This is a genomic window from Cupriavidus sp. YAF13 (assembly GCF_052113425.1).
In the GTDB taxonomy this organism is placed as follows: Bacteria; Pseudomonadota; Gammaproteobacteria; order Burkholderiales; family Burkholderiaceae; genus Cupriavidus.
The window spans coordinates 37706-64698 of sequence record NZ_JBFRDD010000013.1; the positions used below are offsets into that span (position 1 = coordinate 37706).

At 67.6% G+C, this 26993-nt stretch carries 27 protein-coding genes; 12 read left to right on the forward strand and 15 right to left on the reverse strand.

Annotated features, from left to right (window positions below):
- Positions 1–7: 7 nt before the first annotated feature.
- Complete coding sequence (gene kynU / locus AB4061_RS13105; RefSeq protein WP_441634339.1) at positions 8–1264, reverse strand: kynureninase; 1257 nt, start codon at positions 1262–1264, stop codon at positions 8–10.
- Positions 1265–1317: 53 nt separating this feature from the next.
- A complete protein-coding gene (kynB, locus tag AB4061_RS13110) occupies positions 1318–1983 on the reverse strand; it encodes an arylformamidase (protein WP_441634341.1) in 666 nt (221 codons plus the stop codon).
- 162 nt (positions 1984–2145) lie between these two features.
- Between kynB and AB4061_RS13115 the strand changes: the two genes are divergently transcribed.
- Positions 2146–2628: an Lrp/AsnC family transcriptional regulator gene (locus AB4061_RS13115; protein WP_441634343.1), complete on the forward strand. Its 483-nt coding sequence runs from the start codon at positions 2146–2148 to the stop codon at positions 2626–2628.
- A 13-nt stretch (positions 2629–2641) separates the two neighbouring features.
- Here the strand turns inward: AB4061_RS13115 and AB4061_RS13120 are convergent, their stop codons facing one another.
- Positions 2642–3106 (reverse strand): MarR family winged helix-turn-helix transcriptional regulator, encoded by a 465-nt coding sequence (locus AB4061_RS13120; RefSeq protein ID WP_441634345.1) that lies wholly within the window; start codon positions 3104–3106, stop codon positions 2642–2644.
- Between the two features lie 16 nt (positions 3107–3122).
- Positions 3123–3677 (reverse strand): flavin reductase family protein, encoded by a 555-nt coding sequence (locus AB4061_RS13125; RefSeq protein WP_006162962.1) that lies wholly within the window; start codon positions 3675–3677, stop codon positions 3123–3125.
- Between the two features lie 171 nt (positions 3678–3848).
- On the opposite strand from AB4061_RS13125, the gene AB4061_RS13130 reads away from it, so the two are divergent.
- From AB4061_RS13130 to AB4061_RS13145, 4 genes are read left to right on the forward strand one after another with little or no spacing between them, the layout of a single operon-like run.
- Entirely contained in the window at positions 3849–4955 is a 1107-nt protein-coding gene (locus AB4061_RS13130) for a peptidase M29 (protein WP_441634347.1), read from the forward strand.
- A complete protein-coding gene (locus AB4061_RS13135; protein WP_441634349.1) occupies positions 4952–5812 on the forward strand; it encodes an alpha/beta fold hydrolase in 861 nt (286 codons plus the stop codon). Before AB4061_RS13130 ends, AB4061_RS13135 begins: the two co-directional genes overlap by 4 nt.
- 58 nt (positions 5813–5870) lie before the next feature.
- A complete protein-coding gene (locus AB4061_RS13140; protein WP_441634351.1) occupies positions 5871–7115 on the forward strand; it encodes an acyl-CoA dehydrogenase family protein in 1245 nt (414 codons plus the stop codon).
- Positions 7112–8665 carry a class I adenylate-forming enzyme family protein gene (locus AB4061_RS13145; RefSeq protein ID WP_441634353.1) on the forward strand — a complete coding sequence of 518 codons (1554 nt, stop codon included), beginning with the start codon at positions 7112–7114 and terminating at the stop codon, positions 8663–8665. The genes AB4061_RS13140 and AB4061_RS13145 overlap by 4 nt, the downstream gene beginning before the upstream one ends.
- Here AB4061_RS13145 and AB4061_RS13150 read toward each other — a convergent pair.
- The gene (locus AB4061_RS13150; RefSeq protein ID WP_441634355.1) at positions 8622–9560 is read right to left on the reverse strand and encodes a LysR family transcriptional regulator; all 939 of its coding nucleotides are present in this window, start codon (positions 9558–9560) and stop codon (positions 8622–8624) included. The two genes, AB4061_RS13145 and AB4061_RS13150, sit on opposite strands and share 44 nt — an antisense overlap.
- A gap of 125 nt (positions 9561–9685) precedes the next feature.
- Between AB4061_RS13150 and AB4061_RS13155 the strand changes: the two genes are divergently transcribed.
- Entirely contained in the window at positions 9686–10696 is a 1011-nt protein-coding gene (locus tag AB4061_RS13155; RefSeq protein ID WP_441634357.1) for a cyclase family protein, read from the forward strand.
- Positions 10697–10793: 97 nt separating this feature from the next.
- Entirely contained in the window at positions 10794–11336 is a 543-nt protein-coding gene (gene msrA / locus AB4061_RS13160; protein WP_441634359.1) for a peptide-methionine (S)-S-oxide reductase MsrA, read from the forward strand.
- Between the two features lie 16 nt (positions 11337–11352).
- On the opposite strand, the gene AB4061_RS13165 is transcribed toward msrA, so the two are convergent.
- The 5 genes from AB4061_RS13165 to AB4061_RS13185 form a co-directional block, all read right to left on the reverse strand.
- Complete coding sequence (locus AB4061_RS13165; protein WP_441634361.1) at positions 11353–12438, reverse strand: DUF72 domain-containing protein; 1086 nt, start codon at positions 12436–12438, stop codon at positions 11353–11355.
- A gap of 8 nt (positions 12439–12446) precedes the next feature.
- Positions 12447–13679 carry a class I SAM-dependent methyltransferase gene (locus AB4061_RS13170; protein ID WP_441634363.1) on the reverse strand — a complete coding sequence of 411 codons (1233 nt, stop codon included), beginning with the start codon at positions 13677–13679 and terminating at the stop codon, positions 12447–12449.
- Positions 13680–13858: 179 nt separating this feature from the next.
- Positions 13859–14497: a pyridoxamine 5'-phosphate oxidase gene (pdxH, locus tag AB4061_RS13175; RefSeq protein ID WP_441634365.1), complete on the reverse strand. Its 639-nt coding sequence runs from the start codon at positions 14495–14497 to the stop codon at positions 13859–13861.
- A gap of 139 nt (positions 14498–14636) precedes the next feature.
- Positions 14637–15830, reverse strand: coding sequence for an MFS transporter (locus tag AB4061_RS13180; protein WP_441634367.1), 1194 nt, complete (start codon positions 15828–15830; stop codon positions 14637–14639).
- A gap of 291 nt (positions 15831–16121) precedes the next feature.
- Positions 16122–18362 (reverse strand): AsmA family protein, encoded by a 2241-nt coding sequence (locus AB4061_RS13185; protein ID WP_441634369.1) that lies wholly within the window; start codon positions 18360–18362, stop codon positions 16122–16124.
- 188 nt (positions 18363–18550) lie between these two features.
- Here AB4061_RS13185 and tcdA point away from each other — a divergent pair, with 188 nt between their 5' ends.
- Complete coding sequence (tcdA, locus tag AB4061_RS13190) at positions 18551–19462, forward strand: tRNA cyclic N6-threonylcarbamoyladenosine(37) synthase TcdA (protein ID WP_441634371.1); 912 nt, start codon at positions 18551–18553, stop codon at positions 19460–19462.
- Positions 19463–19478: 16 nt separating this feature from the next.
- On the opposite strand, the gene AB4061_RS13195 is transcribed toward tcdA, so the two are convergent.
- Positions 19479–20057 (reverse strand): AAA family ATPase, encoded by a 579-nt coding sequence (locus AB4061_RS13195; protein WP_441634373.1) that lies wholly within the window; start codon positions 20055–20057, stop codon positions 19479–19481.
- 157 nt (positions 20058–20214) lie between these two features.
- Here AB4061_RS13195 and AB4061_RS13200 point away from each other — a divergent pair, with 157 nt between their 5' ends.
- Entirely contained in the window at positions 20215–20655 is a 441-nt protein-coding gene (locus AB4061_RS13200; RefSeq protein WP_174422549.1) for a bacteriohemerythrin, read from the forward strand.
- Between the two features lie 30 nt (positions 20656–20685).
- On the opposite strand, the gene AB4061_RS13205 is transcribed toward AB4061_RS13200, so the two are convergent.
- The gene (locus AB4061_RS13205) at positions 20686–21075 is read right to left on the reverse strand and encodes a cupin domain-containing protein (RefSeq protein WP_441634376.1); all 390 of its coding nucleotides are present in this window, start codon (positions 21073–21075) and stop codon (positions 20686–20688) included.
- A gap of 65 nt (positions 21076–21140) precedes the next feature.
- Positions 21141–21986, reverse strand: coding sequence for a thioredoxin (trxA, locus tag AB4061_RS13210; RefSeq protein ID WP_441634378.1), 846 nt, complete (start codon positions 21984–21986; stop codon positions 21141–21143).
- 260 nt (positions 21987–22246) lie between these two features.
- Here trxA and AB4061_RS13215 point away from each other — a divergent pair, with 260 nt between their 5' ends.
- Positions 22247–23965 (forward strand): long-chain fatty acid--CoA ligase, encoded by a 1719-nt coding sequence (locus AB4061_RS13215; RefSeq protein ID WP_441634380.1) that lies wholly within the window; start codon positions 22247–22249, stop codon positions 23963–23965.
- Between the two features lie 57 nt (positions 23966–24022).
- On the opposite strand, the gene AB4061_RS13220 is transcribed toward AB4061_RS13215, so the two are convergent.
- Together AB4061_RS13220 and AB4061_RS13225 are read right to left on the reverse strand one after the other, a co-directional pair.
- Positions 24023–24826 carry an ankyrin repeat domain-containing protein gene (locus tag AB4061_RS13220; RefSeq protein ID WP_441634382.1) on the reverse strand — a complete coding sequence of 268 codons (804 nt, stop codon included), beginning with the start codon at positions 24824–24826 and terminating at the stop codon, positions 24023–24025.
- Positions 24827–24842: 16 nt separating this feature from the next.
- The gene (locus AB4061_RS13225; protein WP_441634384.1) at positions 24843–25547 is read right to left on the reverse strand and encodes a gamma-glutamylcyclotransferase; all 705 of its coding nucleotides are present in this window, start codon (positions 25545–25547) and stop codon (positions 24843–24845) included.
- Positions 25548–25672: 125 nt separating this feature from the next.
- On the opposite strand from AB4061_RS13225, the gene AB4061_RS13230 reads away from it, so the two are divergent.
- Together AB4061_RS13230 and AB4061_RS13235 are read left to right on the forward strand one after the other, a co-directional pair.
- On the forward strand, positions 25673–26563 hold the full coding sequence (locus AB4061_RS13230) for a DUF1223 domain-containing protein (protein WP_441634386.1): 891 nt from the start codon (positions 25673–25675) through the stop codon (positions 26561–26563).
- A gap of 99 nt (positions 26564–26662) precedes the next feature.
- Positions 26663–26983 carry a hypothetical protein gene (locus tag AB4061_RS13235; protein ID WP_441634387.1) on the forward strand — a complete coding sequence of 107 codons (321 nt, stop codon included), beginning with the start codon at positions 26663–26665 and terminating at the stop codon, positions 26981–26983.
- Positions 26984–26993 lie beyond the last annotated feature (10 nt).

Below are 26993 nucleotides of genomic sequence, written 5' to 3' on the forward strand. Positions count from 1 at the left end.
CTCCTGCTCAGGTCACCAGGCCGCGCGTCTGGTGACGCTCGGCCTTGTAGGTACCGCTGTCGAGTACGTCGCGCAGGATTTCCACTGCGTCCCAGACATCGGTGAAGCTGGTGTACAGCGGCGTGAAGCCAAAGCGCGCGATGCGTGGCTCGCGGTAGTCGCCGATCACGCCGCGCTCGATCAGGGCCTGCACCACGGCAAAGCCGTCCGGATGGGCAAAGCTCACATGGCTGCCGCGGCGCGCATGGGTGCGAGGGGTCACTAGTTCGAGCGGGTGCGCAGCGCAGCGTGCTTCCACCAGTGCGATAAAGAGGTCGGTCAGCATCAGCGACTTGGCGCGTAGCGCTGCCATGTCGGTCTGGGCGTAGATATCAAGCCCGCATTCGACCAAGGCCAGCGAGGCAATGGGCTGGGTGCCGCACAGGAAGCGCGCTACGCCTTCGCGCGGGCGGTAGCCGGGTTCCATCGCGAACGGCGCGGCATGGCCCCACCAGCCTGACAGCGGTTGCCAGAAGGCATCGCGCAGCGAGGGCGCGACCCACAGGAAGGCGGGCGAGCCGGGGCCGCCGTTGAGGTACTTGTAAGTGCAGCCGACCGCGTAGTCCGCACCCGATGCCTTGAGCGCCACGGGCACGGCGCCGGCCGAGTGGGCCAGGTCCCACACCGTGAGCGCGCCGCGGGCATGCGCCATCTCGGTCATGCTGGCCATGTCGAGCATTTCGCCGGTCTTGTAGTTGACATGGGTCAGCATCAACACGGCGGTGTCGGCGTCCACCGCCGCATCGATCTCCTCGGGCGCATTCACCAGGCGCAGCGAATAGCCTTGCTGCAGCAGGTCGGCCAGCCCCTGTGCGATGTAGAGGTCGGTGGGGAAGTTGCTGGCTTCCGATACGATCACCTTGCGTTTCGGGTCGCGGGTTTGCTGCACGCGCAGCGCGGCCGCCAGCACCTTGAACAGGTTGGAGGAGGTGGTGTCGGTCACCACGACTTCGTCCTCGCCGGCGCCGACCAGCGGTGCCAGCATATTGCCCAGGCGCTGGGGCAGTTCGAACCAGCCGGCCGTGTTCCAGCTGCGGATCAGTCCCGTGCCCCATTCTTCGCTCACCACTTGGGCGGCGCGTGCCGCGGCGCTGCGCGGGCGCGCGCCCAGCGAGTTGCCATCGAGGTAGATCACGCCCGCCGGGAGCGCGAACTGGTCGCGCAGGTGGCGCAGCGCATCTTCTTGGTCGAGGGCGAGGCATTGCTCGCGAGTCAGTGCGGTCATGTGTGAGAGGTTTCCTGGGGGGAGGTTGGGTTCGGGTCGTTCAGTGCGATCGTTCAGGCCAGGCTGCGCAGCACGGCACGCACCGGGCTTGCATCGAGTCCGGCGAAGCGCAGCGGCAAGGCAATCAGTTCGTAGTCGGCCTCGGCCACGGCGTCGAGCACCAGGCCTTCGAGGATGGCCAGGCGATGCCGGCGCACCATGTTGTGCGCGGCCATGGTCTTGGATTCCTGCGGGTCCAGCGAGGGCGTATCGATGCCGACCAGCATCACGCCGTGCTCTGCGAGCAACGCGATGGTTTCCGGCGCGACCGCGCAGAAGTCCGGGTCCCACGTTGCCAGCGGTGCTTGCTGGTAAGTGCGCAGCAGCACACGCGACGGTACGCCTGCCAGCGCATGTTCAATGTGGCGGGGCTCGACCAGCGGGGCCGCGCCGATGCAATGGATCACCCGGCACGGGCCGAGGTAGGGCGCCAGGTCCACCGCGCCGATGGGCGCGCCGTCGGCGGCGTAGTGCAGCGGCGCATCGGCATGGGCGCCGGTGTGGGGCGACAAGGTGATGCGCCCGACATTGACGGGGCAGTGGGCGTCGATCTGCCAGTTGCGCTCGAGCTGGAACGGCGTGTCGCCCGGCCACACTGGCGTGTCGGGCGAGAGCGCGGGGCTGATGTCCCAGAGCTGGCGCGGCCTATCGTAGGTATCGGGGGTGGGGCGGGTCGTCATCGGGGGCTGACGCCTGGGAGCGGCGTTCCAAGGCTCATCGCGGAGCGGATGACGGCATGATAGTCAATATTACGGGCAAGAGGCTTGCGAATTGGCCCGTGGATTCCGTTGGTTTTCGCATAGAATTTCATCTGCGAAGAGAATTATGGAAGAATCTGCGAAATGAACCTGGATCCCATCGATTTGCGCATCCTGACCTGCCTCCAGGAGAACGGACGCATCAGCAACCAGGACCTGGCCGACCGCGTGGCGCTGTCGCCTTCGGCCTGCCTGCGGCGCGTGCGTTTGCTGGAGGAGGACGGTGTGATCGGCGGCTACCGGGCGTGGTTCGACGCCGAGCGGCTCGGCCTGGAACTGGAGGCGATCGTGCAGGTGTCGATGCGCCCCGAAACCGAAGGCTGGCACGATACCTTCAACGCGGCGGTGCAATCCTGGCCTGAAGTGGTGTCGGCCTACATCATCACCGGCGACAGCAATTACATCCTGACCGTGCAGGCGCGCAACCTCAAGCACTACTCGGATTTCATCGTGAACCGGCTCTACCGCACGCCGGGCGTGATGGATATCCGCTCGAACATCGTGCTGCAAAGGATCAAGACCGATGGCTCGCCGCTAGCGGTCGTCAAGAGCGAGCCGCGGCCCTGAACGCTGCCGGCACTCAGCGCAGCGCGTGCAGCGCGATCAGGCGGCGCAAGGTGTCCTTGAGCTGATTGCCCTGCGCGACGCCAAAGTCATCCAGCACTTGTTGCTCGTGGGCGGCGGCCTGGTCTAGCAAGGCGCGGGCGCGGCTGCGGCCGCGCGCGGTGATCGATACCAGCGCATGGCGGCGGTCCAGGGCGCCGTTGCGCCGCGTGACGAGTCCGTCGGCGGCCATGCGGTCGATCAGCTTGGTCAGGGTGGGTTGCTTGGTGAGCGTGATATCGGCCAGCGCGCCGATGGTGCAGTCTGGCCGGTCGGCCAGCGTGGCCAGCACGCGCCATTCGGGCACGGAGAACCCGGCTGCCTCGACCTGCCGGTGGAACTCGCCCGACACAAGGTGGCTGGCCCGCGCCAGCAGATAGGGCAGGTAGCCATCTACAAAGGCGTCTGGGGCCGCCGGGGCCGGCTTGGGCGAATCCTTCATGTGCTGTGCCCGGACTTCAGTCCGTCAGCGGATCGGTGGTGGCAAAGCGGCCGTCGTGGAACACCAGCGGGTTGCCCGCGTTGTCGTGCACGCCGCAGCGCTCCACCTCGCCCACGAAGATGACGTGGTCGCCCTCGTCGTAGCGGCTGCGGTTGTGGCATTCGAACCAGGCCAGCGCGTTGGCCAGGATCGGCAGGCCGTTCTCGGACAGGCGGTAGTCGACGCCAGCGAAGCGGTCGCCTTTGAGCGTGGCGAAGCGCTGGCACAGGTCCAGCTGCGAGGCCGACAGCACATTGATGATGTAGTGCGAGCCGTCGCGGAACATCGGCAGGCTGTTGGCGCGCGTAGCCATGCTCCACAGCACCAGCGGCGGATCGAGCGAGACCGAGTTGAACGAACTGGCGGTAATGCCCACGAACGGCGCGCCCGGCGGCGAGCCAGGGCCCGCGCGGGTGGTGATCACCGTCACGCCAGTGGCGAACTGTGACAGCGTGCGCCGGAAGTGCAGCGTATCGAAATCGGGAGAAGCGGCCTTGCCGATGATGCTTGGCGTGGCCTCAGGCATGCCCATAGCGCGGGCTCCACTGGGATCCATGAAATTTCATATATTATTTGCGCCAGCGACAAGAATCACAAGCACAAAGCTAATGCGTCCGGCAGGAGGCATCGGTGGGCTGGCGCACCAAAGCCATTCCCCCGGGACCCTGCCAGGACCGCAGCAGATCGCACCAGGAGGAGACCTATGCTCATCGAGCAAATCGAGCACCGCTGGCTGGCGGCTTTTCGGCGCACCCTTGAACTGTGCGCCCTGTCCGCCCAGGAAGTGGTTGGGATTGTAACGGAGTCCCAATCCCGACGCGTCAATGTGGAGTTGGCTGAACTGGCGGTGCAATCGCTGGGCGCCACGCCCGTACGCATCCGGGTGCCGTCCCCGGCGCTTGCCGCCCCCGCGCCCGTGCGTTCCACCGGCGCCAGCGATGCCTTGCAGCAACTCGCCCCGGTGGTGGCCGCCTTGCAGCGCTGCCACCTGGTGATCGATTGCACCGTGGAGGGCTTGCTGCATGCGCCCGAACTCCCGCTGATCCTCAAAGGCGCCGACGGCATCGTGCCGCGCCTGCTGATGGTCAGCAACGAACATCCCGAGATCCTGGAGCGCTGCCTGCCCGATCCAGCGCTGGAGAGCAGCGTGCGCGCGGCCATGAAACGGTTGCGCGGCGCAGGCGAGATGCGCGTGCATTCGGCCGCCGGCACCGAGCTGCGCGTCGGGCTCGCAAGCGCGCGCGTAGGCGGCGTCTGGGGCTACTGCAACAAGCCGGGCCAGGTTGCGCACTGGCCGGGCGGCCTGTGCCTGGCCTTCCCCGCCGGCGGGCAGGTCAACGGCACGCTGGTGCTCGCGCCGGGCGACGTCAACCTGACCTTCAAGACCTACCTGCGCGACACCATCGTCTGCCATATCGAGGATGACTACATGGTCGGCATCGAAGGGCAGGGCATGGATGCCGACATGATGCGCGGCTACTACGCGGCGTGGGCCGACCGCGAAGGCACGCGCGACGCCTACGCGGTTTCGCACGTGGGCTGGGGTTTGAACCCGCAGGCCCGCTGGGATGCGATGACGTTCTACGACAAGCGCGACTGCAACGGCACGGAGCTGCGCGCCTTTGCCGGCAACTTCCTCTACTCCACCGGCGCCAACGAGGTCGCCGGCCGCCACACGCTGGGCCACTTCGACCTGCCGCTGCGCAACTGCACGATCACGCTCGACGGCGTGGGCGAGGTGGATGAGGGCCGGCTCGCCGGCCCGGCCACGCCCGAGGCGGCCCAAACAAACAACAAGGCAAGCGCATGACCGAGAACGTGAATCCTGGCACGACCCAGACCCAGACCCATGCCAATGGCATGTCCACCATCGCGCAGGGCACCGGCCCCGTGGCCGTCGTCATGTTGCATGGCATCGGCGGCGGCAAGGCCGCGTGGCCTTCGCAGATCGCCGCGCTGGTGCAAGCGGGCTATCGCGCGGTGGCCTGGGACATGCCTGGCTACGGCGACAGTGCCATGATCGATCCCTGTGATTTCGCCGGGCTGGCGCGAGCCTTGCAGCCGGTGCTGCAGGCCGAGCGCGATGCGGGCCGGCGCGTGGTGCTGCTAGGCCACAGCATGGGCGGCATGGTCGCGCAGGAAGCTTACGCAGCCATGCCTGGACTGATCGACGGCATGGTGTTGTCCGGTACGTCGCCCGCATTCGGCAAGGCCGATGGCCAGTGGCAACGCGATTTCGTGGCCGCGCGCACGGCGCCGCTCGATGCCGGCAAGACCATGGCGGAGATGGCCAACGGGCTGGTGCGTGCCATGGTCGCGCCGCAGGCCGAGCCTCGCGCGGTGGCGTTCGCCGCCAGCGTGATGGCGGCCGTGCCGCCCGACACCTATCGCGCCGCCCTGCAGGCACTGGTGCGCTTTGACCGGCGCGAAGTGCTGGCGCGCATCACCGTGCCGGTGCTGGTGCTGGCCGGCGAGCACGACGCCAACGCCGCGCCCGCCGTGATGGAGCGCATGGCGCAGAAGATCGCTGGCGCCGAGTACCTGTGCCTGCCCGCTGTGGGCCACCTGGCTTGCATGGAGCGCCCGGCGGATTTCAATGCCGCCGTGCTCGGCTTCCTGGGGCGGCGCTTCCCGCTGCACTTCCCGCTGCAATCCCCGCTGCACTGAATCCACAAGAACATCGAGGCATCGCCACGTGCGTGGCCGATGCCCGGGAGACACGATCATGCCACTGGACTTCATCCCCRCCGTCGGCAGCGCCGATTTCACCGAGGCGCAGGAGCGCCTGCTGACGCTCGCCAACCGGCTCGGCCGCGAGCGCTTCGCCCCGCGCGCGGCGCGGTGGGACCGCGAGGCCAGCTTTCCCTTTGCCAACTATGATGATTTGCGCGAGGCCGGCCTGCTGGCCTTGTGCGTGCCGCGCGAGTTCGGCGGAGAGGGCGCGGACTTCGCCACGTATTGCATGGTGGGCGCGGAGATTGGCCGCTTCTGTGGCGCCACCGCGCTGACCTACAACATGCATATCTGTTCCACGATGTGGACCGGCATGCTGGCCGACGGCATCGCCATGACGCCCGAGCAGCGCGCCGAGCACGAGGCCCGGCGCGAGCTGCACTTTGCGCGCGTGGTGAAGCACGGCGCGATCTACGCTCAGCCCTTCTCGGAGGGCTCGGCCGCCGCGGCCGGGCGCGCGCCCTTCGGCACCAGCGCGCGCAAGGTGGACGGCGGCTGGGTGCTCAATGGCCGCAAGATCTTTGCATCGCTGTCGGGCGCGGCGGACTACTACGGGATCCTCTGCACGGAGGCGTGCGCGGACCATTCGGCCGATATGCGCGACACGCTCTACATCGCGGTGCCAGGCAAGGCCGAAGGCCTTACCGTGACCGGCCAGTGGGATCCGATGGGCATGCGCGGCACGGTGTCGCGCACGCTGTTGCTCAAGGATGTGTTCGTCGCCGACCAGGAGCAGCTGATGCCGCGCGGCGTCTATTACAAAGCGGCGCAGACCTGGCCAGCCATGTTCTTCACGCTCTCGCCGACCTATCTCGGCGTGGCGCAGGCCGCCTACGATTTCACCGTGCAGTACCTGCGCGGCGAAGTGCCGGGCCAGCCGCAGGTGAAGCGCCGCATGTATCCCACCAAGCAGATCGCCGTAGCGCAGATGCGCATCCAGCTGGAGAACATGCGCTCGATCTTCTGGCGCGTGATTCATGAAGCCTGCGCCAGCCCGGGGAAGGATGCGCGCATGCGGCTGTACGCTGCGCACTACAGCGTGATGGAAGGCGCCAACGACATCGCCCGGCTGGCGATCCGCACCTGCGGCGGCCAGTCCATGCTCAAGGACCTGCCACTGGAGCGGCTCTATCGCGATTCGCGCTGCGGCGCGCTGATGCTGCCCTGGACCGCCGAGCTGATCCTGGACCGCATGGGTCGCGAGACCCTGTACGAGTCGGGCGAGCGCGACGAATGAGCGAGCGCGCCAACCGGCTGTTCGCCGGCACGCCGGAGCCGGGCGCGCTGCTGCGCACGCTGCATGCGCATGTCAGCGCCGCACCCCTGCGCCCGGCGCTGCATAGCCTCGGCTACACCATCGACTACGGCAAGCTGTGGTGCCGCGTGGAACGCGTCTGCGCGCACCTGGCCGGCACCTGGGGCGTGCAGCCGGGCGATCGCGTGGGCACGCTGTGCCTGAACCACGATCTGCAGCTCGCCATCCTGTTCGCGTGCGCAAGGCTCGGGGCCATCTTCGTGCCGCTGAACTTCCGGCTGGCCGTGCCGGAGCTGAGCGCCATCGCCGCGCATGCGGGCATTCGCGTGCTGTTCCACGATGTGCCGCACGCGCAGGCTGCGGCGGCGGTGGCAGCTACCCTGCCGGAGCCAGCCGCGCGGGCGCCGATCGATAGCCTGATCGACCGGCCGGCGCCGCTGGACACCCCCCTGCCGAGGCCATCGCAGCCGCCCGGCGAGGCGCCGCTGCTGCTGGTCTACACCTCGGGCTCCACTGGCCATCCCAAGGGTGCGCTGCACACGCAGGCCGGGTTGCTGGCCAACGCGCGCGCGAGCTGGTGGGCGCACGGCATGACGCGGGACGACCATGTCTTGTCCGTGCTGCCGCTGTTTCATGTAGGTGGCCTGTGCATCCAGACGCTGCCGGCATTGCTGGCCGGGGCGCAGGTGACGTTGCACCAGCGTTTCGCGCCGGATGCCTGGCTCGATGCGTGCGCGCGGACCCAGCCCACGCTGTCGCTGATGGTGCCAGCCACGCTGCGCGCCGTGCTGGAGCATCCCGGCTGGCCAGGCGCGGATCTCTCATCTCTGCGCGGCGTGATGGCAGGCTCCTCGCCTATTCCCCGCGCGTACATCGATGCTTTCCATGCGCGCGGCGTCGCGCTCGGGCAGGTCTACGGCGCTACCGAGACCGGCCCCGTATCGGTCGTGCTGCGCCTGGACCAGGCCAGGGCCCGGCCCGGCTACGCCGGCTGGCCCCAGCCTGAGGTGCGGGTACGGCTAGCCGATGCGCAAGGCAATGCGGTCGCCGACGGCGAAGTGGGCGAGCTCTGGCTCGCGGGCGCCAACCTGATGCAGGGTTACTGGCGGCAGCCTGACCATCCGGATTTCCGCGATGGCTGGTTCCGCTCGGGTGACCTTGCGCATCGCCATGCCGATGGTTGCATCGAGGTGGTCGGCCGCAGCAAGGACATGATCATTTCGGGCGGGGAGAACATCTATCCGGCCGAGATCGAGAACGCGCTGCTGGGCCTGCCCGGCGTGCTGGATTGCGCGGTGGTGGGGCTGCCGGACGCGCGCTGGGGCGAGGTGCCGGTTGCCGTCGTGGTGGCCGCCGCCGGCGCGGATCGCGCCGCGCTGGTGCCAGAGGCGCTGCGTGAAACGCTGGCGCTGTCGATTGCGCGGTTCAAGCTACCGCAGCGGGTGGTGCTGGTGGATAGCCTGCCCAAGAGCGCGCTTGGCAAGGTCCTTAAGCCCGAGTTGCGGGCGATGGTGGCGGCGTCGTTGCGCTAGCGTCCGGCTGGCCTTGCAGAGCCTCGGCCAGGAACGCCACGAACGCGCCCACCTTCCGTTGCAGGTGCCGGTGGCTGGCATAGAGTGCATAGATGCTCCGGCCGGCCAGCGCATGCTCCGGCAGCACCCTGACCAGCTCGCCGCGGGCCAGCAAAGGTAGCGCGATGAACGAGGGCAGCGCGCCAATGCCAAGCCCGGCCAGCAGCATATCGCTGAGCAGCAGGCTGTTGTTGGCCGAGAAGCGCGCGGGCACTTCGATGCTGGTGGTGCCTTGCGGCCCTTCCAGGTGCCAGCTGCCGGGATAGTCGGCCAGCTGGTAGGCCAGGCAGTCGTGGCTGCGCAGGTCCTCGACGGTGCGCGGCGTGCCGCGCGCTGCCAGGTAGGCGGGGGCGGCGCAGATGGTTTGCTCTACCTCGCCCAGCCGTCGCGCGATGAGGGTCGAGTCCGTCAATGCAGAGCGGATGCGCAGCGAGACGTCGAAGCCCTCCGACACCACGTCCAGCAAGCGGTCGTCCAGGGTCAGCTCGACCTGTACCTGCGGATAGCGCGCCATGAACGTCACCAGCAGGGGCGAGAGCACCTTGAGCCCGAACGATAACGGCGCGTTCACGCGCAGGCGGCCGCTGATCTCATCCGTGCCAGCGGCCGTGGCCCGTTCCAGCGCATCGAGCTCGTCGAGCAGGCGGCAGCATTCGGCAAAGTAGGTGCGGCCGGTTTCCGACAGGCGCATGCGGCGCGTGGTGCGCTGGATCAGCAGCGCGCCCAGGCGCGCCTCCAGCTGGCGCACTTGCTTGCTGACCGCGGCGGTCGACTGGCCGAGATCGGCGGCGGCCTGGCTGAAGCTATCGCGTTCCACCACGCGCCGGAAGGTGCGCATCGCCGCGAGCAGATCCATATATTTTCTTTCCGGTTGAATATGTTTGTCTGAATTCGCTGATTATCTACCATCGGATGCCTAATAGGATGGCGACATGCCTTCCACGTTGCTGTGGAAACCGCCAATCCAGTCAGGAGTCCCCTATGTCCTCTCGTCTTACCCCTGCCGCCAGCGCGACGCGCCGCTTGGCCGCTTTTTCCCTGCCGCTGCTGTTCGCACTACTGAGCGGTGCCGCCGGCGCGGCGCCCCAGGTGGGCGTCAGCCCCTGGGGCCCCAAGGATGAGATCGGCCGCCTCAACCTGATCACCCCGGCCTCGCGCGCCGCCATCATGGCGCGGGTTTCCGGCACGCAGGCCTACGACCTGGCGGTGGATTACTTCATCGGCATGCCGAGCTGGCAGGCCGCCGGCGATCCGCCCTACCAGATGTGGATGACCCATACCCCGCACGGCAACCTGGTGGCCGATTCCATGCAGGTGGGCGAGGCGATGAACCGGAATGTCAGCTACAGCGGCTCGGCGGTTTCCATGTATGCCCACATGGGTACGCATATCGATGCGCTGAACCACTTCGGCCTGAACGGCAAAATCTGGAATGGCTATTCCGCTGCCGAGCACCTGGGCGATCGCGGCTGGAAAGTGACAGGCGCGGAGAAGCTGCCGCCGATCGTCGCCCGTGGCGTGCTGATCGACGTGGCCGCGGCCAAGGGGCTGGACATGCTGCCCGACAACTACCGCGTGACGCGCAAGGACCTGCGCGAAGCGCTGGACAAGCAAGGCGTGGCGCTGGAGCAGGGCGATGTGGTGCTGATCCGCACCGGGCGCATGCAGCACTATGAAAACGCCCAGGCCTATATGGCCAACCCGCCTGGCCTGGGACTGGATGCAGCCAGGTTCCTGGTCGAAGAAGGGGGGGCGATGGTTGTGGGGGCAGATAACCTGAGCTTTGAGACGTTCCGGGCGGAGGTGCCCGACAACTACATCCCGGTCCATACCTATTTGCTGGCCCAGCAGGGAGCACCGATCATCGAGCTGGTGAATCTGGAGGCCTTGTCGCGCGAGCGCGTCTACCAGTTCGCTTTTATCGGCGCCTCATTGAAGTTCCGTGGGGCCGACGCCGCGCCGATCCGGCCGGTCGCTTTGCCGATCCGCTAGGCGCAGCGTCCATTGCAGTCTCCGGCGGCGTGACGGATGGCGAACGAGTATGCTACCAATAGTCACGAGTCACGAGTCACGAGCCGGAGAGATCAAGATGGACAACGAGCATGAGATTGCCACGCTGGGCGGTGGTTGCTTCTGGTGCCTGGAAGCGGTGTACCAGCAAGTCAAGGGCGTACGGGCCGTGGAGTCGGGCTATACCGGCGGCCACGTAAGCCATCCAACCTACGAGCAGGTGTGCGGCGGCGACACCGGGCACGCCGAAGTGGTGCGCGTGACCTTCGATCCCACGGTGATCAAGTTCCGCGAGATCCTGGAGATCTTCTTTGCCATCCACGATCCCACCACCCTCAACCGGCAGGGCAACGATGTTGGCACGCAGTACCGCTCGGTGATCTTCACCAACACGGAGCCGCAGCGTGCGGTGGCCGAGTATGTGATGCGGGAGGTGGCGGAGCACAAGCTCTACGATGCGCCGCTGGTGACGCAGATCGAGCCCACGCAACCGTACTGGCGCGCGGAAGAAGGCCATCAGAATTACTTCCAGAACCACCCGAACCAGGGCTATTGCTCGTTTGTGATTTCACCCAAGCTGGCCAAGTTCCGGCAGAAGTTCGCGCATCATCTGAATCGCTGATGCGCCTGGCCTGCGCTCAGCTTGCTTCCAGCCGCTCGGCAATGGCCTCGGCCAGCCTCGCACAAGTCAACGGCGCCGAGCCTTCCGCCTTGTTGCTGACAATGACATAGGCGGGCTGGCCCGCGCGCAGCGTGCGCACCACCTGCTCGGCGATCACCGCGCGGGTATGCGGGTCTTCGTCGATCAGCCGGTCAAACGGCGCGTAGCGGGATTCGGCTTGCTCGTAGGCAAAGCCCGCATGCAGCATCCACCGCAGCACCAGCGGTCCTGGTGCGCCCTCGTCCATGAGTGCTTGTGCCGGCAGTTGCCGTTCGGCCGGCGGCATGCGCTCGCGCGCGGACAGGCAGAAGCGCACGCCGCGTGCGCGCAGCAGCTTGATGAAGCGCGGCGTGAGCAAGGCGGCATCGCGCAACTCCACGGCGTAGCAGGCGTGCGGTGTCGTGGCGGCGTCGAGCGCGGGCAGGGCGCCGAGGAAGGCGTCGAGCCGCGACAGGAAGCCGGCGCTGTCGGCGGCCATCGCGCCTAGCGGGGAGAGCTGGAACAGCAGCGGCCCGCACTTGGCGCCGAGGCCCGCGGTGGCCGGCGCGATGAAATCGCGTGCGGCGATCTCGGCATCGAGGAAACTGGCGTTGGCCAGCCGGCCGGCGCCTTCGGACGTGCGCAGCCACGGATCGCAAACGCTGGCAGGTGCCTTGACCAGGAAGCGGAAGTGCGCGGGCACCTGGGCGGCGTAGGCAACGTAGTCGGCAAGCGGGATCGGCGCGTAGAACCCGCGATCGATGCCGGCGGCACGCAGCAAGGGATGCTGCGAGTAGGCGGCCAGGCCTTTGCGCGAGAGCAGGCTGTCCGTGTACTCGCCTTGATAGACCAATCCGTTCCAGCCGCTATAAGACCATGACGACGTGCCGAGATGCAGCCCGGCCGGCAGGCGTTGCGCCAGTGCCAGCAGGGCGGGGTCCGGGGGCGGCGCCAGCACGCTCTTGCCGCGGGATGGCTTGGTGCCGGCGGCACCGGCCGGGGTGGCTGTGGCAAGCGGTGCGGCATTGCCGGCAGCGGCCACCCCTGGCGGCTCCAGCAGGCCGCCGAACAGGTCTTCAGTCAAGCCGATTTTCAGTCAAGCGAATTGTCGTAGATATAGCGGCGCGACCAGGGCAAGCTCTGCGACGAGAGGCCGGCCTTGTGGCAAACCACCTGGTAGATCGACATCTGGTCGGTATCGAAGGCATGGCCGCAGCCTGCCAGGTAGACGCGCCAGATGCGGTATTTCTTCTCGCCCACCATGGCGCGGATGGTATCACCCTGCGCTTCGAAGTTGTCCGCCCAATGTTGCAGCGTGCGCCGGTAGTGGCCGCGCATCAACTCCACATCGGTGGCCTCCAGGCCGCCGCGCTGCAGGGTGTTGAGCACCATGCCGATGTGCGGCAGCTCGCCCTGCGGGAACACGTAGCGGTCCATGAACTCGGAGCCGTCCATGGGCGTGGCGCCGCTGTCGGGGTCGGGCGAGGTGATGCCGTGGTTCATGGCGAAGCCATCATCGGCGAGCAACTCGCGCATGCGGCCGAAATAGGCGGGCAGGTTGTTCTTGCCAACGTGCTCGAACATGCCGACGCTGGTGATGCGGTCGAAGGTGCCGGCAGTGTCGCGGTAATCCTGCAAACGGATCTCGATGCGATCGGACAGGCCTGCCTGCCTGACGCGTTCGGTCGCCAGGTCGAACTGGTTCTGCGACAGCGTGATGCCCACGCAGCGCGCGCCGAACTTCTGCGCCGCGCGGATGACCAGCGCGCCCCAGCCGCAGCCGATGTCGAGCAAGGTCTGTCCGGGCTGCAGCCGGATCTTGGTCAGGATGTGGTCGATCTTCTTGCGCTGCGCGGTGGCGAGGTCTTCATTGCCATGCTCGAAGTAGGCGCAGGAGTACACCATGCCCGGGTCCAGCCAGAGCCGGTAGAACTCGTTCGATACGTCGTAGTGATACTGGATCGAGGCCTTGTCCGCGGCCTTGGTGTGGGCGAAATGCTGGGCCACCCGTGCCAGTGCGCCACCGGCCTGCGCGCTGGCGGCAGCCGAGAAGCGGTAAGCCACGGCGATGATGTCGCTGAGCGTGCCGTCGAGGTCGATCTTTTCCTGGACATAGGCTTCGCCGAGGTTGTCCAGGCTGGGCGTGAGCAGCAGGGGCAGGGCACCCGCCTCGCGTATGGTCAGGGTCACCGCGGGATGTTCGAAGCGGCCGAGCGGATACTCGTTGCCGTTCCATAGCCGCAGCCTCACAGGGAGGTTGGCCCGATCGCGCAGATCGGCGATCCAGTGGTCCAGTTGCTTGTCCAGTGCTTGCTTGAAAAACATGCGGCCTCCCTCCTGATGGTTGCGGCACACTCCTCGAACTACAGCACAGGGCAGGCGGGGCCTGCTCCTGGTGGCCGCCTCCTCACAAAACCGGAAAGCGACCCTGACTCACTTTACGACAATTCCTAATTTTGTGCAGTGCGCGGCCTTGCCGGCCGGCGGCACCGCGCTCAGGGCGCTCAGGGCGACAGACGCACGATTTGCCAGCTGCCGTCCGGCGCCAGGCGGTAGGCGATCCGGTCGTGCAGGCGCGACGGGCGTCCCTGCCAGTACTCGATGCGGGTCGGCACCAGGCGGTACCCGCCCCAGTGCGCCGGCCGCGGCGGGTTATCGCCGAACTTGGCGCGGAAATCCGCTTCGCGCTGCTCCAGCACCGTGCGGTCCGCCACCTCGCGGCTCTGCTCCGAGGCCCATGCCCCGAGGCGCGAGCCGAGCGGACGCGTCGCGTAGTAGGCATCGCTCTCGCTCTCGGTAACTTTTTCAACGCGTCCTTCCACGCGCACCTGGCGCTCCAGTTGCACCCAGTGGAACAGCAGCGCTGCGCGCGGGTTGGCGGCAAGGTCCAGGCCCTTGCGGCTTTCGTAGTTGGTGAAGAACGTAAAGCCCTGGGTGTCCATGGCCTTGAGCAGCACAATGCGTGCCGAGGGCTGGCCGTCGGCGTCGACGGTGGCCAGCGTCATGGCATTGGGTTCCGGGAGCTTGGCGTGGATGGCTTCATCGAACCAGCGCTGGAACTGGCTGATGGGATCGGGCGCCACGTCGGATTCGGACAGCGATCCGAGTACGTAGGTGCGGCGGAGGTCGGCGAGTTGGGTCATGTCAGATCAGGTATCGAGTCAGCAGGCCGCGCGCGAGGCAAGCATGCACGGCGCCGGCGGCCTGTCTGATTTGAGTATAGCGAAAGCGCAGCGGACCGCATTTGCGCCTACGCAACTCATGCGCGATGCCGTGGGCGCCTCAGGCCGGCGGCTGGGGCAGCTTGCGGGCCTGGCCGCGCGAGTAATAGCCGGCCACGCCCATCGCCCCTGCCATCGACAGGAAAATCGGCAGCATGCCAAGCGCCGTGCCGACCACGCCGAAGGTCAGCGGCCACACCACCTGGCTGGTATTGAGCACGGCCGAGCGCAATCCCAGGGCCTCGCCGGCGCGCCCGGTGGGCGAGGCCGTGTGCAGGATGTTCATGACGTTGGGCTGGGCGCTGCCGAGCGCCAGGCCCAGCAGGAAGGCCAGGCAGCACATCAGCCAGAACTCGGCCGCGAAGGGGTAGAGCAGGTAGGCCACCGCCCCGACCAGCAGTGCGACCCGAATCACCTTCCACTCCGAGAGCCGGCGCGATACCAGCGGCATTGCCACACGGATGGCGAAGGTGGCAATGGCGAAGGCGCCCAGCACCCAGCCGACCGACGACGGCGAGAGGCCAACCCGGGTGCCCTGGATGGGAATGAGGAAGGCGTGCAGGTCCCAGGCTGCCGACAGGACCGCGCTGGCGATAAAGACCGCGCGCAACTCCGGGTGGGCAAGCAAGCCCAGTGTGGAGTTGCGGGTGCCGTCCACGATGGCGCCGCGCGCGGCGCGCCCACCGCGTGCCGGCAGCCGCCCGCGCATGAAGTACAGGCCGACCAGCCCTGCGGCCGCTACCGCCACCAGCACAAAGAAAGCCGGGCGGTAGCCAGCGTGCTCGATCACATAGCCCATCATCACCGGGCCCAGCGTGCCGGAGAACGAGAATCCCAGCGCTTGGAGCGTGTAGTTGCGCAGCCGCGTGCCATCGGTGGAAATCTGCCCGATCAGCAACTGCATGGCGACCTGCACCAGCATGAAGCCGACGCCGATCAGCGCGCAGGAAAGGTAGAGCGCCGCGATGCCCGGCCACACCGCCGGCAGCAGCGTGCCCGCGACTACCATCACGGAGCCTGCGGTCATCGGCTTGCGCGGCCCGATCTCGTCGATGCGCTTGCCGGCATGGATCGCCAGCAGCATCGGCAGCAGCGCATAGAGCGACATCAGGATGCCGAGCGTGACGGTCGACGCTTTGAGCGAGAGGGCAAACAGGGAAACCACCACGCGGCTGGCATTGAAGGCTACGTGGTTGCACACCGTTAGTGCGATCAGGCAGCTGATCGGCGGGACGGTGGCATGTAGCGGCGTCATGCAGGGGCGGGGGCTGGAAGGGAATCGGGAAAAACAAGTGCGGCCGAAACCGCACCCTGAGAAGGACGCCAGCCTCGAAATGCATCGGAGCCAGACATCCGCTTCATGCCACGTATTGAGAACTTCGTTGTAAATGGCCGTTTAATTATGCGGTCGAATGTGGGCGATGCACAACGATGCCTTGCGTTGCAATGCACCAAAGTGTTGCGTAATTGCGTCGGTGGCAGAAGGGGGGCGCACGGTGTCGCAAACAGGCAACGTCCGGCTTGAAACCGGGCGCGGAACCGCCGGTTAGCCGCCCTGATAGAGCGAATTGCCTGGCGCTGGCCGGTCGGATGCGGCGGGGCGCGACGGCGCCGCACGCTTGACGGGTGCCGAAGCGGCAGGCGCGGCCTGCGCGTCCGGCGAAGGGGCAGGGCCGGCCGCCTGGCTGGTCTTGCCGGCCTTCGGGTCGCGGTAGGCCTGCCCAGGCGGCGGCGCGGTCGGGCGCGTGCGAATCTCCGCCAGCAGTTTGCCGCACTGGCTGTCGGGTGCAGCCGATAGATCGATCAGGGGCAGGACTGCCGTGGCCACCGGCGCTACCAGCGCCAGTGCCACCACGCCGCCGGCGCGCAAGGCCAGCACGCCGATGTCCGGGCTGACCGAAGGCTTCTTCAGCGTGCCGCCCACGTAGAGCGGCGAGCGCAGCGAGAAGATGCGCAGGCCCTTGGAATCCGGCCGCACGGTGAGCGCTAGCCGCTCGCTGCCAAGGTCGATGGCGCCGCTGGTGTCGATCACGGCGTCCTGGGTGTCGATGACGAAGACACGCGAGCGCGCCACGCCGTTGGTGAAGCTGAAATCGCTGACGCCGCAATGGATCTGCACCGGCTTGTCGCCGAACAGCTTGGAGATCACCACGCTGCCCACGTTCAGGCCCATCGCCTCGAGCAGGAACTTGCTGACCGTGCCGTTTTCCACCAGCAGCTTGGCCTCGCCATTGGACGAGCCCAACAAGGCCGCCACTGAGTTGCCGGTGGCGCTCAGCTTGGCGCTGCCGTTGACCTCACCCACGCTGGCGCGCATCGACTCGAACTTCGGGAACAATTGCTTGAGCTGGAGGTGACGCGCTTTCATGTCGATGGTGGCAGCGAGCGGCTCGCGCTTGCCGTTGAGCTGCAGCGATGACATCAGGTTGCCGCCGGCCACGCCAAAGTTCAGCGGGTCCAGCGTCAGCACGCCATCGTCGAGCTTGAGGTGGGTGACGAGGTCGGTGATCGGCAGGTCGGCGGTGCGGATGATGCGCTGGCCGGTGAACTTCACGTCGGCGTCGATGCTGTCCCAGCGCTCGGTGCGGAACGGCGCCACCGGCAGCGCTTTGTCGGCGGGCTGGCGCACCGTGCTGTCGGATGCTGCCTGCCCGGGCTTGGCATCCGCACCGATCAGCGGAGCCAGGTCCTCGAAGCGCAGTTGCTTCGATTCCAGTTCGCCCGACAGCAGGGCGCGTGGCTGGCGCTGCGTATAGGTGAGCGAGCCGTTCAGGTCGCTGCCGCCGACGCGCCCGGAAAACTTGTCGTACCGGTACACGGAAGCACCTCTGCGCAAGGTGGCAACCAGCCGGCCGCTGGTCTCGTAGGGCGGGGTGCTCGGCAGCACGATGCCGGTCAGCGCGTACAGCTTGGCCATGTTGTCGCCGGACAACTGCAGGTGCATGTCGAGCGCGCCCAGGTGGGCGGGGTTGGTCAGCGTGCCCTCCACGACCGCACGGGTGTTGCCCACCCGCATATCGGCCTGGAGCGGGAAGGGATCCTGCGTGTCGCGCAGGCTAAGCACGGTGCCGGCCTTGCCGGTGGCATTGATGGTGGCCTGGTTGTAGCGGCCCGTGGCCTTCCAGCGCAGGCCATAGCGCAGGCTGGCGTTGCCGACGGCGCTGGCCGTGCTGGATGCCGGGGGCGCGATCAGGGCGCCGTCGCGGGTCTTGTCGTAGAGGGCGGCGTCGCCGATGGTGTCCAGGCGCGCCTGCAGCTCAATCTTCATTGCCTGGTCGTTCAGCGCCAGGTCGCCGCGCGCCAGCGAGATCTCGCCGATGTCGAGCCGCCATGGCAATGGCGCCTTGCCAGCGGGCGTGACGAAGGTCCAGTTGTTGCGCTGGTCGGCCAGCCGCTCCAGCCAGACCGCGGGGCTGTCGACGGTAATGCTGGGGATCGAGATCTGGTGCGATACCAGGGGCAGCGGGCGTAACACGAAGATCAGCTCGCGCACGGTGGCAAAGTTGGCCTCGTGTGCCCATTCCGGGTTGCCGACGGTGATATCCCGCGCAGACAGGCGTGGCCAGGGGACCCAGGTGTGCCAGCCGGTCTCGCCCTCGGCGCTGCGCCAGGTCAGGGTGAGGTCGCCATTGACGGCAAAGGGCCGGCCGATGGCCTCGGTAACCCTCTGGTTCAGCCACGGCTTGAGGCGGTTCCAGTCGAAGGTCAGAATGATCACGACAAGCGCCGCGATCAGCACCAGCGGTGTCAGTACACTCCAGAGAACGGCCTTGCGGCGCAGGGGCATGGGATCGGTTTCCTGGTTGGCGCCGGCAGCCGCGCGCGCTCTGCGAGACAATGCGGCGATCGAACCACTGCTATGGGTATTGTATAGTTGCGCGCCCCGCTCCCCTGTCGGCGCTTGGCTGACAAGGTGCGGCAATGCGCGCTTTTCCCCTGCAGTGTCCTCCAATTCAGCCAGTTTCGAGCGTAGAAATGAGCAACCCCGTCCCCGCAACCTCCACCCCGCCGGAACCGGAGCTGGCACCACTGCCGCCTGCCCTTACCCACGAGAGCCCGGAGGATGACGACTACCACCGGCGCTTCGGCGGCGTGGCGCGCCTGTACGGCGCGGCGGGCCTGGCGCGGCTGGAGGCGGCCAACGTGTGCGTGGTTGGCATCGGCGGGGTGGGCAGCTGGGCGGCCGAGGCGCTGGCGCGCAACGCGGTCGGCCGCGTCACGCTGATCGATCTTGACCATATCGCGGTGTCCAACACCAACCGCCAGATCCACGCGCTGGGCGACGCCTATGGCCGCGCCAAGGTGCAGGCCATGGCGGAGCGCATGGTGCAGATCAACCCGCGCTGCCGGGTGACCGAGGTGGACGATTTCGTGACCCCGGAAAACCTTGTCGAACTGCTCGACGGGCACGACTACATCATTGATGCGATCGACTCGGTCAAGGTCAAGATCGCCATGCTGGGCTGGGCCCGCCGCGTGGGCCGGCGCATCATCACCTGCGGCGGCGCCGGCGGCCAGCTCGACCCGACCCGCATCCGCGTGGTGGACTTCTCCCGCACTGTGCAGGATCCGCTGCTGGCCAAGGTGCGCTCCACCCTGCGCAAGGACTGGGGCTGGCCACGCAACCCCAAGCGCAAGTTCGGCATCGACGCGGTCTTCTCCGACGAGCCGCTGCGCTATCCGGAGCCCGAGCAGCAGTCCTGCGAGATCGACGAGGCCCCGGAAGCCGCGCCAGGCGCCTCGGCCGAGTCCCCGGCCGGCCCGCAGGGGCTGGCCTGCGCCGGCTTCGGCTCCTCGGTGGCGGTCACCGCGGTGTTCGGGATGGTGGCGGCGTCCAGCGTGCTGGCCGCCCTCACGGCGCCGGACGTTCCGACGGCGCCGGAATGAGCATCGCGGCGGCTGGCTACGCCGCGAGCGTGGCGAGCAGGGCGTTCAGCGCGGTGTCGTCCGGCGCCGTATTGTCGAAGTAGGCCAGCTCGGGGTACAGCGCCGGCTCGGGCATGAAGCGCCGGGTCCGGTAGTCGTCCCAGTGCGCCAGCTTGTAGGCATCGTTGGGGTTGGCGCGCTTGACGATGCGCGCATGGGCCTCATCCTCCGGCAGGTGCACCCACAGGGTGCGCACGATGGTGCCGGCGGGCACGCGCAGCCAATCGGGATCGTGCAGCAGGTGGTCGCGCACCTCGCGCGATAGCGGGCCCACCACGATCACGCTGATGCCCAGCGCGAGGTTCTCCCGCGCGGTATCCAGCAGGCCATGATATTCCGCATTGCGCAGGTGCTTGAGGTAGGTCGGGCTGTCGCGGTCGTTCGGGTCGCCGGTCAGCGCGCCCATGGCCGCGGCGCTGTAGCCACCGTAGAGCGTGTCCTTGTCGAGCAGGCAGAACGGCTCGCCGGTGGCCTGCATCAGTGGGCCGATCAGGCGGTGGGCCAGGGTGGTCTTGCCGGTGCCGGCATGGCCGCAGAAGAAGAGCAGTCGGGGCATGGGAAGCCAGGGATCAGCCTGGTGCGGTGATAGGGCCAGCCTTGAGCATACCCTGCGCGTGCCGGCGGCCTTGGCGGCGCCGCGCTTTGTCCTGGATCAGTCCGAGCCGCCGCGGATTCGGTATCCTTGCGGTTTGCGTGATTTTGTCCCTTCCGATATGACCGATTCCTCTTCGCCTGGCACCGCCACGCTGGCCCCCGACCTGCTGTTGGGCGAGCCGGTCACCGATGCCACCCACGCCGAATTCGTCCAACTGCTGGACGCCGCCACGCGCGCCGACGATGCGGGCTTCCTGGCGGCCCTGGACGAGTGGATCGACCACACCCGCCATCATTTCGGCCAGGAGGAAGCCTGGATGGAGGCGATGGCCTTCGGCCCGCAGCATTGCCACCGCGGCGAGCACGAGCAGGTGCTGGCGGTGGCCGGCGCGGTGCGCGACAAGGTGGCCGAGGGCGACCTGGCGCTGGGCCGGCGGCTCTTGTCGGAGCTGCCCGGCTGGTTCGACCAGCACGTGAAGGCGATGGACGCGATGATGGTCAACCACATGCGCGAGAACGGCTTTAGCCTGATCGAGGCGCCGTCGGAGCAGGCGGGCTAGATGGCCGGATGACCTGGATGGCCCGATTGCCTAGATTGCGTCGGCGGCAGCCCGATCCAGCACGACAAAGTGCTTGCGCACCGGTTCGAGCACCTCGAACAGGCCGGTGAAGCCGGCCGGGATCACGCAGGCGTCGCCGGGCCCGAATTCACGGGCGTTGCCCGCGTCGTCGCTGATGCGCAGACGGCCGCTGATGACATGGAAGAACTCCTCCTTGCCGGCCGGAAACGCAATGCGCCACGCGCCCGGCTCGCAAGCCCAGATGCCGCAATCGAAATCGCCCTGGCTGGCGCTGTAGTGCGTCCAGGTGGTGCGGTCCGGGTTGCCGGCAACCAGCCGGTCTGGGCGTGGGCGATCGTGGCCGGGCAGCGGTTCGGGGTCGGTCTGGAAGTCGATCAGGCGGGGCGGGGAGGCAGTCACGGCGGAACAGGGAGGTTGCAGGGAAATAGAACGGCGGGCTCGGCCCGCCGCGTTCACCCGCCAGTTTAATTGAGCGCCGAGGCCAGCAGCCGGCGATAGCGCGACACCACGTCGGGCTGATCGCTCATCAGCTTGAATACCGACAACATGGCCGTGCGGCCGATATCGTCCTCGAAGGTGCGATCCGTGCGCGCGATGGCCAGCAGTTGCTCCAGCGCCGGCTCATATTGCCTGTGCGCGATCAGCGCGCGCGCCAGGTCCAGCCGCGCCTGCAGGTCGCCGGGGGTGTCGGCGACGCGGGCCGCCAGGGTGGCCGAGTCGGGCAGGCCGGAGGCGCCGCGCATGGCCTCGATCCGGGTGGCGAGCGCCGCGTAGCCGTCCTCCTGGGCCGCGTCGGGGTAGAGCATGCCGAACTCGGCCTGGGCCTGGTCCAGCGCGTCTTCATCCAGCAGGAAGCCAATGTATTCAAGGCGCGCCGCATCGAAGCCGGGGTCGAACGCCAGCGCCGCCTGGAACGCCGACCTGGCCGCCTCGCGGTCGCCCGCGGCTGCGGCGGCGCGGGCGGCACGCAGGGCCACCCTGCCCGGATCCGGCATCACGCGGGCAATAAACTCGCGCAGCCCGGATTCCGGCAGCACGCCGGTGAACTGGTCCACCGCCTGGCCGTCGGCGAACGCCACCACGTGGGGAATGCTGCGCACGCCGAAATGCGAGGCCAGCTCCTGGTTCTCATCCACGTTCACCTTGGCCAGCCGCCATTTGCCGGCCGCCTCGCCCTCAAGCTTTTCCAGCATCGGCCCCAAGGTGCGGCAAGGGCCGCACCACGGTGCCCAGAAATCCACCAGCACGGGGATGTGGCGCGACGTCTCGATCACGTTGGCGTCAAAATTCTGCAGGGTTACGTCGCTCATGGTTTGGCCTCGGAGTGTGGAACGCCGGCGCGAATGGCTCCACTCGCGCAAAGACGTCTTGCCTCTCATATTAGGACCGCCCCGCCGAATGCAACCTTTGCACGCTGCGCGGCATGGATGCTGGCGCAGGCAAGGGTAAGCGATGGATTGAAAAAAGAACGGTCGTTCGGTTATATTGCTCGACTGATTGCTGGTTTCGCCAGATTCACCTCTCGCCTCGCATCCAAGATCAGGTCGGATAGACCGCACAGGAGACCTTTATGCAGACCCCCCAGCCCGCACGCCCGCATTTCCAGTTCTGGCCCAAGCGCGTGCCTACCAAGATCGTGCTGCCGGAGACCTCGCTCTGGTACAACCTGGTGGTCTCCGCCCATCGCTACGCCGACAAGGCGGCTATCCGGTATTTCGGCAATGCCATCACCTTCCGGGCGCTGGAAGCCCAGGCCAGTGCCATGGCGGGCTGGCTGCAGCAAAAGGCCGGCGTGAAGAAGGGCGACCGGGTGCTGCTGTATATGCAGAACTGCCCGCAGTTCATCATTGCCTATTACGCGATCCTGCGCGCGGATGCCGTGGTCGTGCCGGTCAATCCGATGAACCGGTCTGAGGAATTCAAGCACTACATCACCGACGCGCAGGCCAGCGTGGCGATCTGCAGCGCGGATCTGGCCATGGGCGCCGAGCAGGCCAATGACGAGTTGCCGCCCGAGCAGCGCCTGCAGCACCTGCTGGTCACGCAATACAGCGATGCGCTGCCGGCCACCTACGAGAACCCCGAAGACGCACCGGGCGCCTGGCTGACCACGCAGCATCCGCTGCCGGCCGGCGCCACCCCCTGGGCCGAGGCGCTTGCCGCGCAACTGGTGCCTGGCCCGCATACCGCGGGCCCGGACGATATGGCGGTGATGCCCTACACCTCTGGCACCACCGGCTTTCCCAAGGGTTGCATCCACACTCACCGCTCCGTCATGCATAACGTGATCGGCGGCGGCATCTGGAGCGGCAGCGGCGCGGAATCGACGATCCTGGCGGTGCTGCCGCTGTTTCACGTGACCGGCATGCAGTACGGCATGAACGGCCCGATCTACAGCGGCGCTACCGTGGTGATGCTGCCGCGCTGGGACCGCGAAGTCGCGGGCCGGCTGATCTCGCGCTTCCAGATCACGCACTGGACCAATATCCCGACCATGGTGATCGACTTCCTGGGCAGCCCGAACCTGGACCAGTTCGACCTGTCGAGCCTGCGCTATATCGGCGGCGGCGGCGCGGCCATGCCGCAGGCGGTAGCGGAGCGCCTGAAGCAGCAGTTCGGCCTTAACTACATTGAAGGCTATGGCCTGTCCGAGACCATGGCGCCGACCCACAGCAATCCGGGCGACCGGCCCAAGCTGCAGTGCCTGGGCGTGCCCACCTTCAATACCGACGCGCGCGTGATCGATCCGGTCACGCTCGAGGAAGTGGCGGTCAACGAGACCGGCGAGATCATCGTGTGCGGCCCGCAGGTGTTCAAGGGCTACTGGGGCAAGCCGGATGCCACGCGCGATGCCTTCATCGAGTTCGATGGCAAGACCTTCTTCCGTACCGGCGACCTGGGCCGCATGGACGAAGAGGGCTACTACTTCATCACCGACCGGCTCAAGCGCATGATCAACGCGTCGGGCTTCAAGGTGTGGCCGGCTGAGGTGGAGAACCTGCTGTACAAGCATCCCGACGTGCAGGAGGCCTGCATCATCGGCACGCGCGATGCGTATCGGGGCGAAACCGTGAAGGCGGTGGTGGTGCTCAAGACGCACGCCAAGGGCAAGACCACGCCCGAGGAAATCATCGAGTGGGCCAAGGAAAACATGGCGGCCTACAAGTACCCGCGCGTGGTGGAGTTTGTCGACGCGCTGCCCAAGTCGGGCACGGGCAAGGTGATGTGGCGCGCGCTGCAGGAGAGCGAGAACGCGCGCAGCGCAGAGTCGAAGCCGGCAGCGGCCTGAGTGGCCTGAGCGGGTAGCGCCGCATCGGCGGGATGCGCGGGCACATCCGGGCCCGCGTCAGTGCCCGCGCACGCGCACCAGCATCTTCACCATGGTCTTGTAGCTGCGCTCGCGGGCGTGCCGGGTCGGGGTGGTGCCATCCCGGTCGGCGAGGTTGGCGTCCGCGCCCGCGTCCAGCAGCAACTGCACCGTGTCTTCATACCGCGCGCTGCCATCGCCCATGACGATGGTCTCCAGCAAGGCGGTCCAGCCCTGGCGGTTGATATGGTCGACCGCCACACCGGCTTTCAACAACACCTTCACCACTTCGGTATTGCCATGCTCGCACGCGGCGATCAGGGCAGTGTTGTCATAGCTGTCCGTGCTGTTGATGTCGGCCCCATGCGCCAGCGCCAGTTGCACCAGCTCGAGCTGCCCGGTGGACGCGGCCAGCAGGAAGGGGCTGTTGGATTCCATGTCCTTGTGGTTGACATCGGCGCCAGCCGCCACCAGCGCCTTGGCGACCTCGGTATGGCGGCTATAGACCGCCACCAGCAAGGCGCTGCGGCCGCGTTCGTCGGCGGCCTGCGCGGAAGCGCCCGAAGCCAGCAAGCGCTTGACCAGTTCGAGGTCTCCCAGTGTTGCCGCGGCAAGGAGATTGCGGTCGAGCCCGCCAACGCCGTCGTGCGCGGGAGCGGTGGAGCCGGCAGCGCCTTGCCCGTGCGAGCGCGGCGATGACTGGGCCGGGCCGCTGTTGGCCGGGCGCGCCGCCAGCGTCGATCCGCCGGGGCCGGCCAGCAGGGCGCCGCCCATCAGCAATCCGGTGAGCCCCAGCACTTCGGCAAGCACCAGTCGGCGGGGGCGGGCGGCAGGGCGTGGCATCCTGGTCGTTCCTGGGTCAGGCGGGTTCGCTGACAGCCTGTGCGGCCGTGGCATCCGTATCCTGCAGCCGGCGCCAGAGCCGGCCCAGGTAGGGGTCTTCGACCCCGTTGGTGGCAAGGCCAAGCAGCGTCTGCTGCAGGTATTCGCGGGCCGGGCCATACGGGCCGCAGGCGTGGCGCAGGCGGGCCACCACGCGGTCGTCCGGCAAGCGTCCGGCATAGGCTTCGTGCTCGCGGTTCATCACGAAGGCCAGGGCGCGCTGCGGCGGGCTGCCGGCCATCTTCACATTGAGCCAGCGCGGATGGTAGGCGCCGGTCAGCATCTCGCGGCGCCACAGCAGGCGGAATTCCTGCTCGATCATGTGATGGGGGATGCGGAAGACAACGCCCAGGCACGAGCCGCCGCGGTCCAGCGCGAGCACCAGGCCCGGGTCGTCCCAGGTGCCCCGGTTGATGCGCGAGTACAGGTAGAAGCCGCGGTGGTAGCCATGCACGGTAGCCAGTTGGCGGTCCGTGTGAATCACCATCGGGTTCCAGATCAGCGAGCCATAGCCGAACAGCAGGACATCGCCGGCCAGCCCGGGCGTATCCGGCCGCTGGTCCAGCGTAGCGCGCAGAGAGCGTTCGAAAACGTCTTCGGGAAGTAGCGAGGAAGCCACCGGCGTGCTGCAAAGAGAAGCACGCAGCCGATCTGTTTCGAGATCTTGTCGGGTGATGGCCATGATGCAAGCATAATCCAAAGCTGCGCGGCAGGCGGCATGGAAACCACATGGCACGCAGAAATGTCTGTAAGGTCCGGCAGGCTGTATGCGACTGACAACGGTCAGGCAGCCTTCGGAGGTCCAGCATGCACAAGCATCTCGAACAATCGGCGCAGGCCGATGCCATCGCGCACCGGCAAGCCGGGCCGTGCCCCCCATCCTGGAAATCCTGCAAGCCCAGGTCCTTGCCGGCGCGCTGGGCGCCGGTGCTGATGTTCGCCGCGCYGGCCGGCCCGGTGCGCGCGGCGGCCGGCGCCGTGCCGGCCGCATGCCTGCACGACAGCCCGCCCCAGCGGCTGGCGCTGATCGAGCTCTACACCTCGGAGGGCTGTAGCAGCTGTCCGCCGGCCGATCACTGGCTCGGCGCGCAGGCCGCTCGGCTGCCGGCCTCGCAGGCACTGGCGCTGGCGCTGCACGTCGACTACTGGGACAGCCTGGGCTGGCGCGACCGCTTTGCCAGCCCGGTGTTCACCGCCCGCCAGCGTACGCTCGCGGGCGCCGTCGGCAGTCATACGGTATATACGCCCGAGGTGTTTATCGGCGCGCGCGAGCAGCGCCGCTGGCACGATGCAGGCGAGGTCGCGGCGCGCGTCGCCGAGATCAACGCGCAAGCGCCCGGCGCCTCGCTTCGGCTGGGCTGGCAGGCGCTCGCCGCCGGACAGGTGCAGGTCGCGCTGAACGTGACACCGGCGGTCCGCTCCGGGCCACTGCAAGCCTATGCCGCGCTGGTCGAGGACGGGCTGGTGTCGTCGGTGAAGGCCGGCGAGAACCAGGGCGCCACGCTGCACCACGAGCGTGTCGTGCGGCTCTGGCTGGGCCCCTTCGCGGTGCCGGCCGAGGGGCTGGCCTGGTCAGGCAGCGTGCCGCTGCCAGCCGGGGCCGACCCGCACAGGCTGGCCTRGGTCGCCTTCGCGCAGCAGCCCGGCGCCGAGGTGGCGCAGGCGGTGCTGGCACCGCGCTGCGAATTGTCCGGGTGACGCAGGGATTCCTGTCGCGGGCTGGCACTATCTGCTGGGCAAGGTGGCGGTATCGCCTGCTATGTCTTTACAATGTGGCATCAACCAGGAGAACAGGCTATGGCGCGCACGCTCACGGTAGTTTTCGGTACCGGCAATGAATTTGGCTTCACCATTGGCGACGCAGAGTTGGCTGCGGTCACCGAGGATGCCGGCTGGCGCTGGTTCGACCGCGAATACGCCGAGCTCGATTGCCAGGCCTCCAGTCCGGTAGGCAAGGTGCTGGTGATCGACAAGATCCTCAGCGTGGCCAAGTTCTCCGGCGAGCAGCGCTTCAGCGGCGATGCCGCGTGGGCCCAGGACTACGCCCGCCATGCCGCCCGCCTGCTGGACCGCGACAAGGTCCGGGTCGACGTGGGCAACGCCGCGATCAGTTTCTGATCGCGGCCTG

Excerpts from the sequence above, each read along its gene's own strand:
- kynU (WP_441634339.1), bottom strand. The coding sequence starts at position 1,264 with ATGACCGCACTGACTCGCGAGCAATGCCTCGCCCTCGACCAAGAAGAT.
- kynB (WP_441634341.1), bottom strand. The coding sequence starts at position 1,983 with ATGACGACCCGCCCCACCCCCGATACCTACGATAGGCCGCGCCAGCTC.
- AB4061_RS13115 (WP_441634343.1), top strand. The coding sequence starts at position 2,146 with ATGAACCTGGATCCCATCGATTTGCGCATCCTGACCTGCCTCCAGGAG.
- AB4061_RS13120 (WP_441634345.1), bottom strand. The coding sequence starts at position 3,106 with ATGAAGGATTCGCCCAAGCCGGCCCCGGCGGCCCCAGACGCCTTTGTA.
- AB4061_RS13125 (WP_006162962.1), bottom strand. The coding sequence starts at position 3,677 with ATGGGCATGCCTGAGGCCACGCCAAGCATCATCGGCAAGGCCGCTTCT.
- AB4061_RS13130 (WP_441634347.1), top strand. The coding sequence starts at position 3,849 with ATGCTCATCGAGCAAATCGAGCACCGCTGGCTGGCGGCTTTTCGGCGC.
- AB4061_RS13135 (WP_441634349.1), top strand. The coding sequence starts at position 4,952 with ATGACCGAGAACGTGAATCCTGGCACGACCCAGACCCAGACCCATGCC.
- AB4061_RS13145 (WP_441634353.1), top strand. The coding sequence starts at position 7,112 with ATGAGCGAGCGCGCCAACCGGCTGTTCGCCGGCACGCCGGAGCCGGGC.
- AB4061_RS13150 (WP_441634355.1), bottom strand. The coding sequence starts at position 9,560 with ATGGATCTGCTCGCGGCGATGCGCACCTTCCGGCGCGTGGTGGAACGC.
- AB4061_RS13155 (WP_441634357.1), top strand. The coding sequence starts at position 9,686 with ATGTCCTCTCGTCTTACCCCTGCCGCCAGCGCGACGCGCCGCTTGGCC.
- msrA (WP_441634359.1), top strand. The coding sequence starts at position 10,794 with ATGGACAACGAGCATGAGATTGCCACGCTGGGCGGTGGTTGCTTCTGG.
- AB4061_RS13170 (WP_441634363.1), bottom strand. The coding sequence starts at position 13,679 with ATGTTTTTCAAGCAAGCACTGGACAAGCAACTGGACCACTGGATCGCC.
- pdxH (WP_441634365.1), bottom strand. The coding sequence starts at position 14,497 with ATGACCCAACTCGCCGACCTCCGCCGCACCTACGTACTCGGATCGCTG.
- AB4061_RS13180 (WP_441634367.1), bottom strand. The coding sequence starts at position 15,830 with ATGACGCCGCTACATGCCACCGTCCCGCCGATCAGCTGCCTGATCGCA.
- AB4061_RS13185 (WP_441634369.1), bottom strand. The coding sequence starts at position 18,362 with ATGCCCCTGCGCCGCAAGGCCGTTCTCTGGAGTGTACTGACACCGCTG.
- tcdA (WP_441634371.1), top strand. The coding sequence starts at position 18,551 with ATGAGCAACCCCGTCCCCGCAACCTCCACCCCGCCGGAACCGGAGCTG.
- AB4061_RS13195 (WP_441634373.1), bottom strand. The coding sequence starts at position 20,057 with ATGCCCCGACTGCTCTTCTTCTGCGGCCATGCCGGCACCGGCAAGACC.
- AB4061_RS13200 (WP_174422549.1), top strand. The coding sequence starts at position 20,215 with ATGACCGATTCCTCTTCGCCTGGCACCGCCACGCTGGCCCCCGACCTG.
- trxA (WP_441634378.1), bottom strand. The coding sequence starts at position 21,986 with ATGAGCGACGTAACCCTGCAGAATTTTGACGCCAACGTGATCGAGACG.
- AB4061_RS13215 (WP_441634380.1), top strand. The coding sequence starts at position 22,247 with ATGCAGACCCCCCAGCCCGCACGCCCGCATTTCCAGTTCTGGCCCAAG.
- AB4061_RS13220 (WP_441634382.1), bottom strand. The coding sequence starts at position 24,826 with ATGCCACGCCCTGCCGCCCGCCCCCGCCGACTGGTGCTTGCCGAAGTG.
- AB4061_RS13225 (WP_441634384.1), bottom strand. The coding sequence starts at position 25,547 with ATGGCCATCACCCGACAAGATCTCGAAACAGATCGGCTGCGTGCTTCT.
- AB4061_RS13235 (WP_441634387.1), top strand. The coding sequence starts at position 26,663 with ATGGCGCGCACGCTCACGGTAGTTTTCGGTACCGGCAATGAATTTGGC.